The organism is Lentzea sp. NPDC042327, from assembly GCF_040647275.1.
Taxonomy (GTDB): Bacteria; Actinomycetota; Actinomycetes; order Mycobacteriales; family Pseudonocardiaceae; genus Lentzea.
Genome location: NZ_JBEZBX010000006.1, coordinates 79,175 through 96,827, shown reverse-complemented (window position 1 = coordinate 96,827; position 17,653 = coordinate 79,175). Strand labels below are relative to the sequence as shown.

Sequence of the window (17,653 nt, the reverse complement as noted above, 5' to 3'; positions counted from 1 at the left end):
GCGGCGTGATGCCGGAGAAGTACGCGTCCAGTGCCAAAGCGGTGTTGATGGTGCTGCTGCTGGAGAACCGCGAGATGGCGAACACCGAGTTCACCGTCCAGCGCAAGATCAAGTTCGGTCGTGCCGACCGGGAGGCGTTGAACCGGGACAAGTTGATCGAGTCGTCGACGGATGTCACGCCCTACACGCACCGGATCACGGATGAAGGCATTGAGTGGTGCATCACCGACCTGACGGAGAGCGAGATGCCGGCACGGATGGGACCGCAGGCGAGGGCGCTTCTGGAGATGGTGCGGCGGTTCGTGCCGTTCCTGCGGCAGAAGGGGCTGCTCGCTGAAGCGATTCGCTCGAGAGACCTCGAGGACCTGATCAAGCAGGTGTACCTGGAGCTCGGTGACGGCTACCAGGACTGGGTGCGGCTCGCGAAGCTGCGGCCGCGGCTCGACGGCGCGGAACGCGAGGAGGTCGACCAGACGTTGTTGAAGATGGTCAAGGACGGCTCCACGCACCTGGTGGCGAGCGCGAACCGCAAGGTGCTGACCGACGAGGACCACGCGGCGGCCATCCGGATCGGCGGCGAGGACAAGCACCTCGTGGCGATCGAGGAATCATGACCGAGCACCTGCGCGAGGCGCTGGCGGTCGTGCGGTTCAACTCCGCCGAGACACCCGACGACGTGTGGCACACCTCGCCGTTCCACGTCGACGGCCTGCACACGCGGGCGGAGCACCGCCTGCGCGCCGGCATCGCGGACGCGCGGGCCAGCGTCGGGCCGAGCATCGGCGGGCTGGTGCTGCAGGGCGAGAAGGGCGTGGGCAAGACGCACCTGCTGGGGTCCGTGCGCCGCATGGTCCAGCAGGAGGGCGGCTACTTCTTCCTCGTCGAGGTGACGTCGGGGAAGGCGTTCTGGGACGACATCGCCGACGCGCTGCGCAGCGAGCTCCGCAGGGCCGACGACGAGGGCGAGCTGCAGCTCACCGTGCTGCTGCGGCAGCTGTGCATGGGCGCGGACGTGTCCGAGGACGTCGCCAGGGCCGTGGTGGGGCAGGCGGAGCTGACACCGGAGCACCTGCGGGCGTTCCTGAGCGGACTGCGCACTGTGGACAGCCGGATCGCGGTGGAGTGCGGTGACACGATCAGGGCGCTGGTGCTGTACGCGTCCGAGCACGCCGAGATCGCGCGGTCCTACCTCAAGGGCGGCGACGACACGGGCGAGGAACGCAGGCGGTGGGGGCTGCCCGCCGAGCCGAAGCCGTCGCGGGAGCTGGTCCGCGACGTGTCCCGCGTCCTCGCGATGACCGGGCCGTGCGTGATCGCGGTCGACCAGCTGGACACGCTGGTGAACAAGGGCCGCGACGCGGTCGGGGACATCGTCACGAACCCCGAGCTCCGCCAGGAGATCAGTGACATCTCCGACGGTCTGATGCAGCTCCGTGAGACCACGAGGCGCACGCTCACGGTGGTGGCCTGCCTGCCCGACACGTGGACGATGCTGAAGTCGATCGCGACCAGCACCGTCGAGGACCGGTTCACCAGAACCCCGATCCTCGCCGCCATCGCGGACCCCGTGCTGGGCAGGCGGTTGCTGGAGAAGTGGCTCGGCGTGATCTACCAGCGCAACGGGATCACGCCGCCGCACCCGACGTGGCCGGTGGCGCCGAGCGCGTTCGACGCCGCGACGTGGGCCAACCGGACGCCGCGGCAGCTGCTCAAGCGGGTGCACGCGCACGCGGAGGCCTGCCTGTACGGCGAGATCAGGGAGCTGACGTCGTTCGACGAGGCACAGCCGGCCGAGGCGCCGGAGCCCGCCGTGCGGGAGCAGGACCACCTGGCCGAGTTCGACGCGCGGTTCGCGCGGCTGCGGGAGCAGTCCGGGGTCGTCGCCGGGGACATCCGGCCGCACAACGAGGACGAGGTCGTCCCGCCGCTGCTGCTGGCCGGGCTGAAGTCGTGGATCACCGAGGTGGGCAACGACGACCTGAAGTGGCACCCGGAGCCGCAGTCCGAGGACGGGCGCCTGCACGCCGGGCTGCGCCTCACGGTCAACGAGGAGCTGGACACCCAGGAGCGCTGGGGGCTGGTGTTCATCGCGAGCAGCCACGGCAACCGGGTGTTGCGCAAGCTGCGCGACGCCCGTGCCGCCGCCGAGGGCACGCACGGCGGGCAGGGCCGGCACCTGGTCATCATCCGCAACGGCGCCAAGGGCTGGACCGGTGCGAAGACCCGGCAGGAGGTCGCCGCGCTGGAGCGGGCGGGTGGCCGGTGCGTCGACATCAGCGACGACGACCTGCGGACGTTCAGCGCCCTCAAGGAGATCTGCGCGGTGCAGACCCACCAGCTGCTGTCGTGGCTGGTGGCGCGCAAACCGGCCAGCGGTGCCACGTTCCTGCGTTCGGTCCTGCCCGCGCAGGAGCGGACGGCGGCCTCGCACCAGGAGACCCGGCCACCGCCGGTGCCGGAGGCGGCGCCGGGGGAGATCGTGCTCGGCATGGACGGGGAGATCCGCATCGAGCTGGAGTCGTTGCGCAAGCACGCCATCGTGTTCGCCGGGTCCGGCAGCGGGAAGACGGTGCTGCTGCGGCGGATCGTCGAGGAGTGCGCGTTGCGCGGGGTGTCGGCGATCGTGCTGGACCCCAACAACGACCTGGCGCGGCTGGGGGACGCGTGGCCGGAGCCGCCGGGGGAGTGGCGGCCGGGGGACGCGGAGCGCGCGGCGGAGTACCTGGCGCACACCGAGGTCGTGGTGTGGACGCCGGGGCGTGCGGGCGGGCGGGCGCTGAGCTTCCACCCGTTGCCGGACTTCGCGGAGGTGCGGGGAGATCCCGACGAGTTCGGTGCCGCCGTCGAAGCGGCGGTGGCGCGGTTGGTGCCGCACGCGCGGGTGGCCAGCGAGTCGCGGTTCGCGGTGCGTGGGCGTGCAGTGCTCAGAGAGGCGCTGACGTACTACGCGCGCAGGGACCGGCGTGACCTCAACGGGTTCGTCGAGGTGCTGGCCGAGCTGCCGGACGGGGTGAGCAAGCTCAACTCGGCGCCGGCGACGGCGGTGGAGCTGGCGGAGACGCTCAGGGCCGCGATGGTGAACGACCCGCTGCTCGGCGGGCAGGGCGAGCCGACCGACCCCGGGGTGCTGCTCACGCCGTCGGACGGCAGGCGCGCGCGGGTGTCGGTGATCAGCTTCGTCGGGTTGCCGTCGGAGGAGCAGCGGCAGGGGTTCATCAGCCAGCTGCAGCTGGAGGTGTTCGCCTGGATCAAGCGCAACCCGGCGGCCGACCGGCCGCTGGGCGGGTTGCTGGTGATGGACGAGGCGCAGACCATCGCGCCGTCCGGGGCGTGGACGGCGAGCACGCAGAGCACGATCCTGCTGGCCTCGCAGGCGCGCAAGTACGGGCTGGGGCTGCTGCTCGCCACGCAGGCGCCGAAAGGCGTGCACAACCAGGTGACCGGCAACGCGACCACGCAGTTCTTCGGCCGGCTCAACAGCCCGGCGCAGATCGCGGCGGCGACGGAGATGGCGCGCGCGAAGGGCAGCACGGTCGCGGACATCTCGCGGCTGGAACGCGGGCGGTTCTACGTCACCGGGGACACGTTCGGGTTCCGGCGGATGCGCGCGCCGCTGTGCCTGAGCCACCACCCGCCGAGCCCGTTGCGGCTGGAGGACGTGGTCGAGCGCGCGCGGAGGTAGAGCGCGGACTGTGGTGAACGAGGCGGTGCCCTGAACCGGGGCACCGCCTTTCTGCTGTCCTGGTGGATGAGAAGTGGAACAGGTGTGGAGGCCGTTGCCCGCTGTGCCGGGCAACGGGAAACATCTGGTTGCGCGCTTTTCGGTGATGGATTCTCGAAGTAGCCCGAAATCGAACGGGCGAAATCCAGAAATCAAACTGCGATTTCCTTCGGAGGATTCGTCATGTCCAAAACCCTGTCCACTTTCGGTGTGACCGTCGCCGCCCTGGTGACCGCGCTCAGCTTCGCCGCCGCCGTTTCCGGGCCCGCGGCCACCGCCGACGGCACCCCGCCGCCGCCCACCACGACCACCACGGACGCGCCCAACGGCGGTGGGAACCCGTGGCACGACTGAGCTGAGAGCAATTCGCCCCGGTCGACCGCCGTTATTCGGTGGAAGGCCGGGGCATTGCGCTGAACTCGTCGGGGTGTTGTACTCGGGGAACGTCTGAGCGGGAGGCAGTCGTGGCGGAGAACTTTGGTGAGCTGTTGCGGGAACGACGTCTCGCCGCAGGATTGTCGATGGGGCAGCTGGCAAAGCTGGTGCACTACAGCAAGGGATATCTCAGCAAGATCGAGAATGGGCTGAAACCGCCGAACACCGCGTTCGCCCGGCTGTGCGACAGCGCGCTCGGCACCGGCGGGGAGCTGGTCGCCGCCGCCACCCGGCCGCAGCCGACGCGGCGCCAGCTGCTGGTGGCGGGCACGATGCTCGGCGTCGGGGCGCTCACCGGCACCGGGCAGGGGCCCGACCTCGCGGTGCGGATCCGCGACCGGTTCGAGCACCTGCAGGGCCTCGGGCTGCGGACGAGTCCGACGATGCTCCTGGAACCGTTGAAGGAGCTGCAGTACAAGGTCGACGCCACCGCGCGCAGGGACGGCAGCGTCGCGTTGCAGCGGCTGGCCGCGCGGATCGCCGAGTACACCGGCTGGATGAGCCAGGAGGCGGGCGACGAGCAGAACGCGCTGTGGTGGACGCGGCACGCCTCCGAGCTGTCCCGCGCGGCCGGTGACCCGGAGATCGCCTGCTACGCGTTCGTGCGGGAGGCGGGGCTCGCGCTCTACCGGCAGGAGGCGGCCACCACGATCAACCTCGCCCAGCAGGCGCAGTGGATCGGACGGGCCGGAGCGCGCACACTCGCGCTGGCCGCACGCCGTGAGGCGCAAGGCCACGCGTTGGCGGGAGACCGTTATGCGGCCGAAAGCGCGTTCGAACGCGCGGCCGAGCTGATGCAGGACGCACCACGCGACGACCGGCCGTACCCGGTGCTCGGGTCGAGCGTGCCGGACCCGCTGGAGCTGGCGCGCGGCTGGTCGTTGGTGGACCTGGGGCGCAACGCCGAGGCCGCGGAGCTGCTGGACCGGCAGATCGAGCTGATCCCGGCGCAGTCACGGCGGTCCAGGACGCGGTTCGGGGCCCGGCGGTCGCTCGCCCACGCGTTGGCGGGCGAGGTGGACGAGGGCTGCCGCACGCTGGCCGCGACGCTGACCGACGCCGAGGCCGTGGACTCGGCGACGATCAGGACCGACCTGCGGCAGCTCGCGCGGACGCTGGGGCGCTGGCACAACCACGATGCCGTGCGCGCGGTGTACCCGGACCTCAAGCGGCTGGTTCACCGCTGACCGCAGGCGCACGTCATGTCCGCGCGCTGGGCCCGCACCTCCCGCACCTCCGGCTGGTCGAGCGCCGCGTACACCTCCTCCGCCACGTCCCAGTGCGCCGCGGCCTCCCGGTGCCGGCCCAGCGCGTGCAGGGCGCGGGCGATGCCGGCCTCCGCGTGCGAGCGGTGTGTCGGGTTGCCGGTGGCGTCGGCGACGTCCAGTGAGGACTGGAACAGCCGCAGCGCCGCCAGGTGGTCGCGGCCGTCCTGCGCCACGAGGCCGCGGTCGCGGAACAGGCGGGCCCGCAGGTCCGCGTCGACGACCTCGGACGCGTGGGACGTGGCGAGCTCGTGGTGGCGCACCGCCTCGGTGAGGCGGCCCGCGAGCCGGTGCGCGTCGGCGATGTTCGTCAACGCGTAGGCGGCCAGCACCGAGTCGCCGAGCTCGGAGGCGATCTCGTAGGCCTCGACGTGCTCGGGGATCGCGTCGTCGAGCCCGCCGAGGTGCTGGCGGCTCGCGCCGAGGTTGTTCAACGCGTGGGCGAGACCGCGCCGGTTGCCGATCGAGCGCTGGATGCGGACGGCGGCCTCGTGCCGGCGCAACGCCGTCTCGAACTCGCCGTGCTGCTCGTCGAGGTAACCGAGGTGGCTCAGCATGTGCGCCTGGCCGCGCAGGTCGTCGCACTGCTCGTACTTGCGCAATGCGGTCTCGAACTGCCCGGTCGCCTTCTCGTGGTCGCCGAGCTGCATGGTGCAGATCGCCATCGTGGCGAGCGTCGCGGCCTCGCCCCGCACGTCGGGCAGCTCGGTCCACAGCGGCAGCGCCTTCGTGGCCAGCTCCAGCGCCTGCGCGTGGTGGCCCAGCCGGTCGTGCGTGGAGGCGAGCCGCAGCAGCACGTGGGCCCGGCCGTACCGGTCGGTGCCCACCGCCTCCCGCGCCAGCTCCGTGGCCTCGATCCAGTCGTGGAACCGGTTGGCCGACGCGAACCGCCGCCACACCAGCACGGCGACCCGCCACGCGTGCCCCGCCAGCCCGGTGCGGCTCGCGTGGTGCACCGCGGCCACCAGGTTGTCGCGCTCGGTGGTCACCCACGCCAGCGCGGTCTCCTCGCTCCCGAACTCCAGCGCGTACGGGCTCGTGCGGTCCACCGACGGCCGACCGGCCTGGTCGAACGGGTACGCGGTGCCCACCGCCGACGCGAGCGTGACGACGTAGAAGTCGAGCAGCCGCAGCAACGCCTCCGGTCCCGTCGCGGGCGGGTCGGCGGAGGCGTACTCCTTCAGCACGTCGAGCATCTGGTAGCGGTCGGGCGCGACCTCCTCCAGCAGGCACACCTCGTGCAGGTCGTCGAGCAGCTCGCGGGTGACAGCGATGTCGCGGCCCAGCAGCGCGGCCGCACCCCTCAGGTCGACGTCCGGTCCCGGCAGCTGCCCGAAGAGCCGGAACGCCTCCTGCTGGGCGGCGTCGAGCTGGCGGAACGACGCGCGGACCGCCGCGGTGCCGTCCTCCTGCCACGGGCCGCTCTCGTCGATCAGGCCCAGGAGGTGGTCGAGCGACCACCGGTCGTGCCTGCGGAACAGCGCCGCGGCCACGTTGATCGGCATCGGCAGGTAGCCGCAGCGCTTGACCAGCCCCGCCACGTCGGCGGAGCGGCCCTGCACGCGGAACGGGTCGATGAGCGCGGTGAACAGGGAAAAGGCGTCGTCCGGCGGCAACGGGGACAGCCGGACGTGGGCGCTGATGTCCGGCTCGCCCATCTGCCGGCTCGTCACGATCGCGAAGCAGCCCTCGGCCTCGGGCAGCAGCGGCCGCACCTGCTCGGCCGAGACAGCGTTGTCGAGCACCACCAACGTCTTCGTGCCGTAGAGACGCGTCTGGTAGAGGGTGGCCTTGCGGTTCACGGTGTCCGGGATCTGCTCGGGTGGCACGCCCAGCTCGGTCAGCAGCTGGGTCAGCGCGTCGGAGACCGACGTCGGGGCCACACCGGGCGTGAACCCGTTCAGGCGCACCTGCAGCTGACCGTCGGGGAACCGGCGCTTGAGCCGGTGCGCGGCCTCGACCGCCAGTCCCGTCTTGCCGACGCCGGGAGCGCCGCTGACCCACACCGCGCGCCGCTCGCCCGTTCCCGCCGCGGCCCGTTCGACCGCGGCCAGCTCCGCCGCGCGCCCGGTGAACCGGCCGGGACGGGAGGGCAGCGAGCTCACCGGTTCGCCGCGGCGGGCCCGTTCGGCGAGGTTGCGCAGCAGCGGACCCGGTTCGAACCCGGCCTGCGCCAGCGCCTCACCGGCCGCCTCGAACACCTTGATCGCACCGACCTGGTCGCCGCCCGCGATCAGCGCGCGCATCAGCAGCTCGGCGTACTTCTGGTGGTCAGGGCGGGAACGCACGGCGCGGCGCATCCGGTCGCGCGCCGAGCGGTGGTCGCCGATCACCAGCTCCTGCTCGGCCAGGTCACCGATCGCGTCGTGGTGGCCCTCGTCGGAGAAGACGACGTCGGCGCCACCGACCCGGTCGATGTCGATGTCCTCGATGAACCGGCCGCGCCACAGCGCCACGGCCTCCCGCAGCAGGTCGACGGCACGGCGCCCGTCGTTGTCGTGCACCGCCCGCGCGGCCTGGTCGCGCAGCCGGTCGAACCGGACGGTGTCGATCTTCTCCTCGGCGACGCGCAGCACGTACCCGGTGGGCGTCGTCTCGATCACGACGTCGTAGGCACCGGCCTCGGCGAACGCCTTGCGCAGCTTGTTCACGTACCCGCGGACCAGGTTCTTGCGCTCGGGCTGGTCCGGCCAGACGATCTCGGTGATCCGCTCCGGCGTCATCGGCCTGTTCGCGTTGAGGAGCAGGACCACGAGGACGTAGCGCTGCTGGAGGTCCCCCAGTGGTACCGGCGCGCCGTCCTGCCACGCCTCCAGCGGACCCAGCATCCGGAATTCCACTCCGCCTCCTTCGAGCCAGCTTCACTTCTGGCATGGATGTCGCACAAGGGCCCTTTGGTGTGTCGCGAATCAGCATTCTTTCCACTTTTGGTCTACACGGGAGCGGAAAGCTGGGGTCACGTGAAGTGACTTGGGGGAGACGCATGGTGTCCGAAGTGCTGCCGTGTTACGTGGTCTGCGACGTGTCGTTCTCGATGACCGACCACCTCGACGAGGTCAACGCCGGGCTGCGCGAGTTCCGCGGTGCCGTGCACGCGGAGGGCCTGGGCCTCACGCAGGTCCGCGTGTGCGTGGTGGCGTTCGCGCGGAGCCCGTGCGTCGTGCAGCCGCTGAGACCCGCGCTGGAGGGCATGGAGATCATTCGCCCCCGCCAGGAATCCGGAACGGACTTCGGCGCGACGTTCACCCTCATGCGCACCACCATCGACCGTGACGTGACGGTGCTGAAAGCGCAACAGATCCGAGTCCGGCGTCCCGTGCTGTTCTTCATCTCGGACGGACGGGCCACCGACGCGGTCTGGGAGACACCGCTCTCCGGCCTCACCACCTCGGACAACGGCCCCGAGATGATCGTCTTCGGGGTCGGTGCCGTCGACGTGCCCGCACTGGACCGCATCGGCGTCTCACGCGTCTTCCTCGCCCGCGACGGCGTCCGGCTGGGCATCGCGCTCGCCGCGTCGGTGCTGCGTCCAGAACACCACTGATCAATCCACGGTGTGTCCACTTCCCGTCCACGCCCCCGTCGCACGCTGCGCCGCACACGAAGGGGAGGGCGAACGGTGACGACGCACAAGAACCTGGTCCGCGAGCTGAAGAGGGTGCGCAAGGGGCGTGGTGTGCACGCGGGAGGGATCGACGAGAAGATCGGGCCGACGCTGCGCGCCGCGTGCGGCATCACCCGCTCGGACGGGCCGCTGGCCGCGCGGCAGAAGCTGATCACGCGGCTGACCGAGCTGGTCGAGCAGCTGCCGGACGACCTGCAGCTCGCCGCGCGCGCGGCGTTCGCGCTGACCCCGGAGACCCGCCTGCCGCTGTACCAGGACCGGGTCGTCTGGGTGGCCGCCGAGGTCGACCGCGACGCGCGCACCGTGCGCCGCCGCGTCGACGAGGCCGTCGAGCAGCTGGCCGAGCTCGCCGCCACGACCACGCGCCGCGAGACCGGGGGCTGGCACCTCGCGGAGCTGAACGTGTCGGTGGTCCTCGACCACGGCAGGCCCGAGGTCGTCGAACGGCACCGGCTCGTGATCGACGCCGAGCACGTCGACGAGGTCGAGTTCACCGCGCTGTTCGCGGTGCCGCGCCGCGACACCCGGCTCCTCTACGGCGGCACGCTGCAGGACCACGGCGTCGTCACCCACGCCCGGCCCGGGTTCACGGTGGTGCCCGCCGAGCCGTTGCCGCGCGGCGAGACCTTCGAGTTCGCGCTGCGCTACCCGCTCGACCGCGAGTCGCTGCTGCCCGAGCTGCTGCACGTGCCGGAACGCCCGTGCGAGCAGTTCGACCTGCGGGTGCGCTTCGGCCCCGACCACAAGCCGCAGGTACAGCGCTTCGACGGCGCCTACCGCCGCGACCCGGCAGGGCAGCCGTTCCCGGTGGACGCCGCGGGCGAGGTGCACCTGCGGTTCCGGCGGCTCCTGCCGGGCCTGATCTACGGCGTGCGGTGGGAACGGCGCGGCTCGTACCAGGAGGCCCCGGCCGGCTCACCGGCCGTGTTCCACGCCCGGGACGCGGTCGGTCTGATGCGGCAGTAGCGGCCCGGCCGGGCCGGGGGCCGTCTCCCGTCCGGGAAACGGTCCCCGACCCGCCGGGTCAGATCGACTGGAGGTTCCAGCGCTGGTTGAGCGCGGGGTTGTCCAGGCAGTCCCACATCTGCACGCGGGCCCCGTTGTTCGTGCCACCGCCGAACGTGTCGACGTCGAGGCACTTCTGGTTGAGCGCCGACACGACCTCGTAGTGGCCGGCCCCGTCGAAGCCGAACCCCCACTCCTGGTGCTTCGCCCCGGCGGTGCAGGTGAACTCGATGACGTCGGCGCCGGTGGCCGGGTTGGCGCCGCGGATGTCGAGGCACCTGTTCGTGGAGACGTTCCTGATCCGGTGGTTGCCGTTGGGCAGCGGGTCCAGCACGAAGATCTGGTTCTGCTGCTGGAAGCCCCCGCACGTCGACTGCACGGCGGTGGTGCCGCCGCTGACCTGCAGGCACTTCAGCGTGTGCTGGACCTTGAGCTGGAAGAAGATCGTGCCGGCCGAGGCCGAGGTCGCGAACCCGGTGCAGAGCGCGACGACGGTGGCGAGCAACAAGGTGATCCTGCGCAATTCGGTTTCTCCCCTTGGGTGTTCTTGCGGACACCACCGAGGTTGGCGTGCTCGCCGCGGCACGGCACGGACCTTCCGGCAGGGCGGAAAGTCGGAAAAGCACAGGACAACGCCCGGTGGTGTGTGCTGCACTCGCGCGCGTGCTGAGGATCCGGTTCACGGCCGAGGATCTGCTGCGCACGCGGTTCCTGCCCGCCCCGGCGCCGCTGGTGGAGCTGTCGCTGGCGGCCGGTGCGCTGTGCGGGAACGGCCGCGGCCTGCTGGGGCCGTGGGTCGCCCGGACCCGGAGGGCGCTGCCGCGGGAGGCGCTGCCGCTGCTGGAGCTCGTGTCCGACGCGGGCGCCGTCGAGTACCTGTGGGCGCTCGACCACGACTTCGACACCGCCGTCGACCGGGTGCTGGCCTCGCCACCGGCGTACGTGCGCGAGTCGCTGGCCGCGGTGGGCCGCCCCGGCTCGGCGTGGACGCGCGGCCTGGCCTCGGGCGACCGCTCGGCGCAGGCCGTGCTGGAACGGGCGTTGCGCAGCGCCCGGCCGGTGCTCGACCACCAGCGGGTGCGGGCGGCGTGGCACACGGACGTGGCGCACCGCAGGGAGGTGCTGATGACCGCCGGACTCGGCGCGGCGCTGGAGAGCGTCTTTCCGGCGGCGCGGTGGCACGGTGACGTGCTGGAGGTCCCGCACGCGCGGGAGCTGGCGATCGACCTGGGCGGGGAGGGGGTGGTGCTCCTGCCGACGGCGTTCCGGCTCGGCTCGACCCTGCTGGGCAGCGCCATGCCCGGACAACCGCGGGTGGTCGTCTACCCGGCGCGCGTGCCGATGCCGTTGATCGAGGCCAGCGAGCGGACGCCGGCACTGACCCCGCTGCTCGGCCGGACGCGGACCGCGGTGCTGCGGACGATCACGCACAACCCGTCGAGCACGACCAGCCAGATCGCGGCGGCGCTGGGGATCTCGCCGGGACGGGCCAGCGAGCACGCCGGGGTGCTGCGCGACGCCGGGCTGATCACGAGCCACCGGCACCGCAACACCGTGCGGCACGTGCCGACGCCGCTGGGGCTGGAGATCGGGTGACGTCCGCCCACCTCGCCGTTCCGCCTGCGGCTCCAGTTGAGACGGCCCTCCCGGGGTCGTCGGCGGCCGGCCGGCCGGGCAGGGCCCGGGTTCGTCTACAAGCGACGGTGCCGGACCGGTTTCCCGGTACGGCACCCGCGCGCCTCCGAGAATTCACCGCAGGAGTCGAGAAGGTCTCAACCGGCGCGGCTGGCTTGACAACGAAAGCATCCCGCGCGAATCCTCCGCTCGTGCTGAAGCGACGGAACGTCACGACGAAGTTGATCGGCGTCGGCGCGGTGGTGCTGGCGGTGGCTGCCTGTGGCGCCCCGCCCGCCAAGGAGACGCCGGCCGGTGCTGCCGGAACCGCGAAGTCGGCGAGTGAGCTCGGCGGCATGGACAAGCTGGTCGAGGCGGCCAAGAAGGAGGGCAAGCTCAACGTCATCGCGCTGCCCCCGGACTGGGCGAACTACGGCAAGGTCATCGAGGCGTTCAAGGCGAAGTACGGCATCGAGGTCAAGTCGGACCAGCCGGACGCCTCCAGCCAGGAGGAGATCAACGCCGCCAAGCAGCTCAAGGGCACCGACCGGGCGCCCGACGTGTTCGACCTCGGGCTGAACGTGGCGCTGGCCAACAAGGACCTGTTCGCGCCCTACAAGGTCAGCACCTGGGACGACATCCCCGCCGAGCTCAAGGACGCGGACGGCGCCTACTACGGCGACTACGGCGGCTTCATGTCGATCGGCTACGACGCCGCGAAGGTGCCGGCGCCGGCGAGCGTGAAGGACCTGCTCAAGCCCGAGTACAAGGGCAAGGTCGCGCTCAACGGCAACCCGACGCAGGCCGGTGCCGCGTTCGCCGGTGTCGTGATGGCCGCGCTGGGCAACGGCGGGTCCGCCGACGACATCGCGCCCGGTGTCGAGTTCTTCAAGCAGCTCAAGGCAGCCGGGAACTTCCAGCCGGTCGACCCGTCGCCCGCCACGATCGAGTCCGGTCAGACGCCCGTCGTCATCGACTGGGACTACACCAACGCCGCCCAGACCGACAAGCTCAAGGGCAAGCTCGACTGGAAGGTCGTCGTGCCCGCCGAGGCGCAGATCGGCGGCTACTACAACCAGGCCATCAGCAAGGACGCGCCGCACCCGGCGGCCGCGCGCCTGTGGCAGGAGTTCCTCTACTCCGACGAGGGGCAGAACCTGTACCTGCAGGGCCTGGCCCGGCCGGTGCGCCTCGACAAGATGGGGGACAAGGCGGACAAGGCGGCGAAGGACAAGCTGCCGAAGACCGACGGCAAGCAGGTGTTCCAGACGCAGGCGCAGGCCGACAAGGCCAAGGCCGTCCTGACCGCGACCTGGGCCCAGGCCATCGGATGACCTCCGTCGCTCCCGTAGCGGCGACGCCCGGCGGTTCCACCCGGCAGAAGGGTGGGGCCGCCGGTCGGCCGTCTGCGGCCGCCTGGCTCGTCGTGGTGCCGTTCCTCGCGTTCGTCGGCACGTTCCTCGTCTACCCCACGGTGCTCGTGCTGGTCGGCGCCTTCCAGGACTCGGACGGCGCGTTCACGCTCGGCAACCTCTCCACCCTGTTCACCGGTGTCGTCTTCGACGCGTTCGTGCTCAGCATCGAGCTGTCCGCGCTCACCGCGGTCATCGGCGCGATCTTCGGCGCCCTGCTCACGTGGGCGGTCGCCGTCGGCAACCCCGACGGGATGCTGCGCAGGACCGTCGTGGCCGGGTCCGGTGTGCTCGCCCAGTTCGGTGGCGTGCCGCTGGCGTTCGCGTTCCTCGCGACGATCGGCTTCGAGGGCCTGGTCACGAAGTTCCTGCGCGACAGCGCCGGCGTCGACCTGTTCGCCGGCAGCGCGTGGCTGTTCGAGCTGCCCGGTCTGACGCTCGTCTACACGTTCTTCCAGATCCCGCTGATGGTGATCGTGTTCCTGCCGGCCCTGGAGGGCCTGCGCCCGCAGTGGCGGGAGGCCAACGCGAGCCTCGGCGGCACCACCTGGACGTTCTGGCGGCACGTCGGCGGGCCGATCCTCACCCCGCCGTTCCTCGGCGCGCTGCTGTTGTTGTTCGCCAACGCCTTCAGCGCCTACGCCACGGCCGCCGCGCTCGTGTCGCAGGGCAGCCCGATCGTGCCGCTGCAGATCCGCGGGTTCCTCACCGGCGAGGTCGTGCTCGGCCAGGAGAACCTCGGCAAGGCCCTCGGCCTGGGCATGGTCGTCGTGGTCAGCATCGCCATGGGCGTCAACGTGCTGCTGCAGCGGAGGGTGGCCAAGTGGGTTCGCTAGTCAGGCAGCGCGTCCTGCGCACGGTCGTCCTGCTGGTCCTGGGCGTCTACTTCGTCCTGCCGCTGATCGCGATGGCGGAGTTCTCCACCCGCGGTGCCGGCGGCACCCGCAGCCTCGGCTCCTGGACGTCGATCGTCGAGGACGAGGGCCTGATGGCGGCGCTGGGCAACTCGCTGCTGCTGTCGGTCACGTCCGCGGTGCTGATGCTCGTGCTGCTGGTGCCGACGATGGCGTGGATCCGGCTGCGGCTGCCGCAGCTGCAACGGCTCGTGGAGTTCCTCTGCCTGCTGCCGCTCGCGATCCCCGCGATCGTGCTCGTGGTCGGCATGGCGCCGCTGTACGCGTGGGTGAACTACTTCCTCGGCGACTCGGCGCTGACGCTCACGTTCGCGTACACCGTCCTGGTGCTGCCGTTCGCCTACCGGGCGATCGACGCCGGTCTGAGCGCCATCGACCTCAAGACGCTGTCGGAGGCCGCGCGCAGCCTGGGCGCGTCGTGGCTCACGGTGCTGTGGAAGGTCGTCGTGCCGAACATCCGCGTCGCGCTCATCGGCGCGTCGCTGCTGAGCGTCGCGTTGGTGCTCGGCGAGTTCACCATCGCGTCGCTGCTGAACTTCGACACGCTGCAGGTGCAGGTCAACCTGCTCGGCAAGCGCAACGCGGGCGTGTCCATCGCGGTGTCGCTGCTGTGCCTGGTCTTCGCGTTCGTCCTTCTGTTCGCACTTTCCTATGTCGGCCAACGGCGCCGTCAGACCGTGGTCGAGGAGTGAAGATGGGTCATCTGGAACTGAAGGGGCTGCGGAAGTCCTTCGGCGGCAACACGGCGCTGGCCGGTCTCGACCTCGACCTGGCCGAGGGCGAGCTGGTCTCGCTGCTCGGACCGTCGGGCTGCGGCAAGACGACGGCGCTGCGCATCGTCGCGGGTTTCGAGACCGCCGACTCCGGCACGGTCACCGTGGGCGGCAAGGACGTCACGAAGGTCCCGGCCAACAAGCGGGACATGGGCATGGTGTTCCAGGCCTACAGCCTCTTCCCGAACATGACCGCCGCGCAGAACGTCGCGTTCGGGCTGAAGCTGCGCAAGGGCGACACCAAGCGGACCGGTGAGCTGCTGGAGCTGGTCGGCCTGTCGCACCTCGGCGGCCGCTACCCGCACCAGATGTCGGGTGGTCAGCAGCAGCGGGTCGCACTGGCGCGGGCACTCGCGATCCAGCCGCGCGTGCTGCTGCTGGACGAGCCGTTGTCCGCGCTGGACGCCAAGGTCCGCGTGAACCTGCGTGACGAGATCCGGCGCATCCAGACCGAGCTCGGCATGACGACGCTGTTCGTCACGCACGACCAGGAGGAGGCGCTCGCCGTCTCCGACCGCGTCGGCGTCATGTCGCACGGCCGGCTGGAGCAGCTCGACACGCCGTCGGTCGTGTACCGCGAGCCCGCGTCGGCGTTCGTGGCGCAGTTCGTCGGCGTCACGAACTCGGTGGAGGCCAAGGCGCAGGGCCAGACCGTCGTGATCAACGGCGTCACCGTGCCCGTGCCGCACGACCAGCCGTCCGGCAGCGACGTGCGCGTCATCGTGCGCCCGGAGGACATCGGGGTGTCCGAGCAGACCGGCGACACCGGTGGCAAGATCGTGGGCGACGTGCTGACCCAGTCGTTCCTCGGGCCGGTCACGCGGATCTCGGTGAGGGTCGGTGAGCAGGTGCTGCGCGTCGACCAGCCCTCCAACACCGCCTCCGCGTACCAGCCGGGCACGCGGGTCGCACTGGACCTCACCGAGTCGAGGATCATGGTGGTGCCCGGATGATCAGGAAGCTCCTCGCGCGCGACACGGCGGAGGCCCACCGGGTCGCGACGCCGTTGGAGCTGTTGTTCGACCTGAGCTTCGTGGTGGCGGTCGCCCAGGCCGCCGCCTCGTTGCACCACGCCGTCTCCGAGAACCACGTCGGTGCCGGTGTCGTGGCGTTCTGCATGGCGTTCTTCGCGCTGTGGCTGCCGTGGCTCAACTTCACCTGGTTCGCGAGCGCGTTCGACAACGACGACACGCTCTACCGGATCATCACGATGGTCCAGATCGCTGGCGTGCTCGTGGTCGCCTCGGGCATCCCGGCCGTCTTCGAGCACCAGGACTACCGGGTCGTCGTCGGCGGCTACGTCGTCATCCGCCTCGCGATGGTCGCGCACTGGCTGCGCGCGTCGCGGGACAACCCGGAGCACCGCGCCTGCACCCTCCGGTACGCGGCCGGGATCACCTTCATGCAGGTGCTCTGGGTGCTGTGGGTGCTCGTCGCGCCGCCCGCCCTGCAGATCCCGCTGTGGGTGCTGTTCATGCTCGGCGAGCTGGTGGTGCCGGCCTGGGCGGAACGCGCGTCGGCCACGACCTGGCACCCGCACCACATCGCCGAGCGGCACGGCCTGTTCACGCTGATCGTGCTCGGCGAGTCGATCCTGGCGGCGACCCTCGCGTTCCAGAAGGGCTTCGACAGCGGCGTCAACCTGATCTCGCTGGCCGCGGCGTCGCTGGTCATCGTGTTCTCGGTGTGGTGGCTGTACTTCGAGGCGCCGACCCGTCTGCTCGACCTGCGCAGGGCGTTCCTGTGGGGGTACGCGCACCTGTTCGTCCTCGGCTCGGTCGCCGCGCTCGGTGCCGGTCTCGCCGCGAGCGTCGACTACGATCTGCACGTCTCGCACGCACCGGGCACGACGGTGGCGGCGTTCACCACGGTGCCGCTCGCGGTGTTCCTGCTGTGCGTCTGGTACGTGCAGGACTGTCCCGGTCAGGACGGCCTCCGCAAGTACCTGCTGCCGGCCGGTGCGGTGGCGGTGCTGGCGGCGACGTTCGGGCCGGCGCCGATCCACGTGACGGCGGGGATCGCGCTGGTGCTGGTGGTGGCGACGAGGGTGGTGGCAGGTTCCGATGACTGATCTCGCGGACTCGATCGAGTCGGTGCGGCAGCTGACCGCGGGCTGGCGGCCCGTGGTGCTCGACCGCGACCCCGCGGCCGACGTGCGGGACCTGCCCGGTGTCGCCGTCCGCTGGGCCGACAGCCGGTTCCCGTTCTGGAACGCCGTCACGCTCACCGAGCCGGGGCTGGCCGCCGGGCTGCTCGACCAGCGGCTGCACACGGCAGCGGAGGTCATGCGCTCGAAGCGGCGGCCGGGTTTCCTGTGGCTCTTCGAGGATCTGCTCGACGACGGCGCACGCGCCGCCCTGCTCCCCGCGGCGCAGCGGGCGGGCCTGGAGCGCGCCTTCCCCGGAACGGGCATGGCCGCGGACCTGCCCTCGATCCCCGAGCCGGTGCACCCCGAGCTGACGTTCGCCCGCGTGCGGACCGACGACCAGCTGCTGACCTACGCGGACATCAACTCCGCGGCCTACGGGTTCGCGCCCGAGGACGGCCGCGACGGGCTCGCGGGCTCCGCGCTGTGGAAGAACGACGTCCACGCCTACCTGGCGCTGAACGACGGCGTCGCGGTGGCGTGCGCGGCGTGCGTGGAGGTCGAGGGACGGCTGTTCGTCGTGCTCGTCGCGACCCTGCCCGGGTGGCAGCGCCGGGGCTACGGCGAGGCCGTGACCAGGAAGGCGTTGTACGAGGGCGCCCGTGCCACGGGGATCACCCGCGCGACCCTGCACGCGACCGAGGCCGGTGCGCCGGTGTACCCGCGGATCGGTTTCCGGCCGGGCTCGCGGATTCACTTCTTCGCCCTGCGGGGCTGAGGCGCCGGACTTTCGGCGGGCACCG

15 protein-coding genes are annotated in these 17,653 nt (G+C 71.4%); 13 read left to right on the top strand and 2 right to left on the bottom strand.

Annotated elements, in window-relative coordinates; genetic code table 11:
* Window positions 1–8: 8 nt before the first annotated feature.
* From AB0A63_RS17320 to AB0A63_RS17305, 4 genes are all read left to right on the top strand, one after another.
* Entirely contained in the window at window positions 9–614 is a 606-nt protein-coding gene (locus AB0A63_RS17320; RefSeq protein WP_360391787.1) for a hypothetical protein, read from the top strand.
* On the top strand, window positions 611–3,682 hold the full coding sequence (locus AB0A63_RS17315) for a DUF87 domain-containing protein (RefSeq protein WP_360391784.1): 3,072 nt from the start codon (window positions 611–613) through the stop codon (window positions 3,680–3,682). Before AB0A63_RS17320 ends, AB0A63_RS17315 begins: the two co-directional genes overlap by 4 nt.
* Window positions 3,683–3,904: 222 nt before the next feature.
* On the top strand, window positions 3,905–4,075 hold the full coding sequence (locus AB0A63_RS17310) for a hypothetical protein (protein WP_360391781.1): 171 nt from the start codon (window positions 3,905–3,907) through the stop codon (window positions 4,073–4,075).
* Between the two features lie 110 nt (window positions 4,076–4,185).
* Window positions 4,186–5,343, top strand: coding sequence for a helix-turn-helix transcriptional regulator (locus tag AB0A63_RS17305; RefSeq protein WP_360391778.1), 1,158 nt, complete (start codon window positions 4,186–4,188; stop codon window positions 5,341–5,343).
* Here the strand turns inward: AB0A63_RS17305 and AB0A63_RS17300 are convergent.
* A complete protein-coding gene (locus AB0A63_RS17300) occupies window positions 5,334–8,261 on the bottom strand; it encodes a tetratricopeptide repeat protein (RefSeq protein ID WP_360391775.1) in 2,928 nt (975 codons plus the stop codon). The genes AB0A63_RS17305 and AB0A63_RS17300 overlap by 10 nt on opposite strands.
* Window positions 8,262–8,404: 143 nt before the next feature.
* Between AB0A63_RS17300 and AB0A63_RS17295 the strand changes: the two genes are divergently transcribed.
* Together AB0A63_RS17295 and AB0A63_RS17290 are read left to right on the top strand one after the other, a co-directional pair.
* On the top strand, window positions 8,405–8,965 hold the full coding sequence (locus tag AB0A63_RS17295) for a hypothetical protein (RefSeq protein WP_360391772.1): 561 nt from the start codon (window positions 8,405–8,407) through the stop codon (window positions 8,963–8,965).
* 75 nt (window positions 8,966–9,040) lie between these two features.
* Entirely contained in the window at window positions 9,041–10,012 is a 972-nt protein-coding gene (locus AB0A63_RS17290; RefSeq protein WP_360391769.1) for a hypothetical protein, read from the top strand.
* Between the two features lie 58 nt (window positions 10,013–10,070).
* Here the strand turns inward: AB0A63_RS17290 and AB0A63_RS17285 are convergent, their stop codons facing one another.
* A complete protein-coding gene (locus AB0A63_RS17285) occupies window positions 10,071–10,574 on the bottom strand; it encodes an RICIN domain-containing protein (RefSeq protein ID WP_360391766.1) in 504 nt (167 codons plus the stop codon).
* A gap of 140 nt (window positions 10,575–10,714) precedes the next feature.
* On the opposite strand from AB0A63_RS17285, the gene AB0A63_RS17280 reads away from it, so the two are divergent.
* From AB0A63_RS17280 to AB0A63_RS17250, 7 genes are all read left to right on the top strand, one after another.
* Window positions 10,715–11,647, top strand: a complete 933-nt coding sequence (locus AB0A63_RS17280) for a winged helix-turn-helix transcriptional regulator (RefSeq protein ID WP_360391763.1) — start codon at window positions 10,715–10,717, stop codon at window positions 11,645–11,647.
* A 230-nt stretch (window positions 11,648–11,877) separates the two neighbouring features.
* On the top strand, window positions 11,878–12,999 hold the full coding sequence (locus AB0A63_RS17275) for an extracellular solute-binding protein (RefSeq protein WP_360391760.1): 1,122 nt from the start codon (window positions 11,878–11,880) through the stop codon (window positions 12,997–12,999).
* Complete coding sequence (locus AB0A63_RS17270) at window positions 12,996–13,913, top strand: ABC transporter permease (protein WP_360391757.1); 918 nt, start codon at window positions 12,996–12,998, stop codon at window positions 13,911–13,913. Before AB0A63_RS17275 ends, AB0A63_RS17270 begins: the two co-directional genes overlap by 4 nt.
* A complete protein-coding gene (locus AB0A63_RS17265) occupies window positions 13,901–14,683 on the top strand; it encodes an ABC transporter permease subunit (RefSeq protein ID WP_360391754.1) in 783 nt (260 codons plus the stop codon). Before AB0A63_RS17270 ends, AB0A63_RS17265 begins: the two co-directional genes overlap by 13 nt.
* A gap of 2 nt (window positions 14,684–14,685) precedes the next feature.
* Window positions 14,686–15,717, top strand: coding sequence for an ABC transporter ATP-binding protein (locus AB0A63_RS17260; RefSeq protein ID WP_360391751.1), 1,032 nt, complete (start codon window positions 14,686–14,688; stop codon window positions 15,715–15,717).
* Entirely contained in the window at window positions 15,714–16,835 is a 1,122-nt protein-coding gene (locus AB0A63_RS17255) for a low temperature requirement protein A (RefSeq protein WP_360391748.1), read from the top strand. The genes AB0A63_RS17260 and AB0A63_RS17255 overlap by 4 nt, the downstream gene beginning before the upstream one ends.
* Window positions 16,828–17,628, top strand: a complete 801-nt coding sequence (locus tag AB0A63_RS17250; RefSeq protein ID WP_360391745.1) for a GNAT family N-acetyltransferase — start codon at window positions 16,828–16,830, stop codon at window positions 17,626–17,628. The genes AB0A63_RS17255 and AB0A63_RS17250 overlap by 8 nt, the downstream gene beginning before the upstream one ends.
* Window positions 17,629–17,653: the final 25 nt, after the last annotated feature.

What these genes read in the sequence shown, in the direction of transcription:
- AB0A63_RS17255 (WP_360391748.1), top strand. Translation starts at nt 15,714, where the DNA reads ATGATCAGGAAGCTCCTCGCGCGCGACACGGCGGAGGCCCACCGGGTC.
- AB0A63_RS17250 (WP_360391745.1), top strand. Translation starts at nt 16,828, where the DNA reads ATGACTGATCTCGCGGACTCGATCGAGTCGGTGCGGCAGCTGACCGCG.
- AB0A63_RS17270 (WP_360391757.1), top strand. Translation starts at nt 12,996, where the DNA reads ATGACCTCCGTCGCTCCCGTAGCGGCGACGCCCGGCGGTTCCACCCGG.
- AB0A63_RS17295 (WP_360391772.1), top strand. Translation starts at nt 8,405, where the DNA reads ATGGTGTCCGAAGTGCTGCCGTGTTACGTGGTCTGCGACGTGTCGTTC.
- AB0A63_RS17315 (WP_360391784.1), top strand. Translation starts at nt 611, where the DNA reads ATGACCGAGCACCTGCGCGAGGCGCTGGCGGTCGTGCGGTTCAACTCC.
- AB0A63_RS17310 (WP_360391781.1), top strand. Translation starts at nt 3,905, where the DNA reads ATGTCCAAAACCCTGTCCACTTTCGGTGTGACCGTCGCCGCCCTGGTG.
- AB0A63_RS17320 (WP_360391787.1), top strand. Translation starts at nt 9, where the DNA reads ATGCCGGAGAAGTACGCGTCCAGTGCCAAAGCGGTGTTGATGGTGCTG.
- AB0A63_RS17260 (WP_360391751.1), top strand. Translation starts at nt 14,686, where the DNA reads ATGGGTCATCTGGAACTGAAGGGGCTGCGGAAGTCCTTCGGCGGCAAC.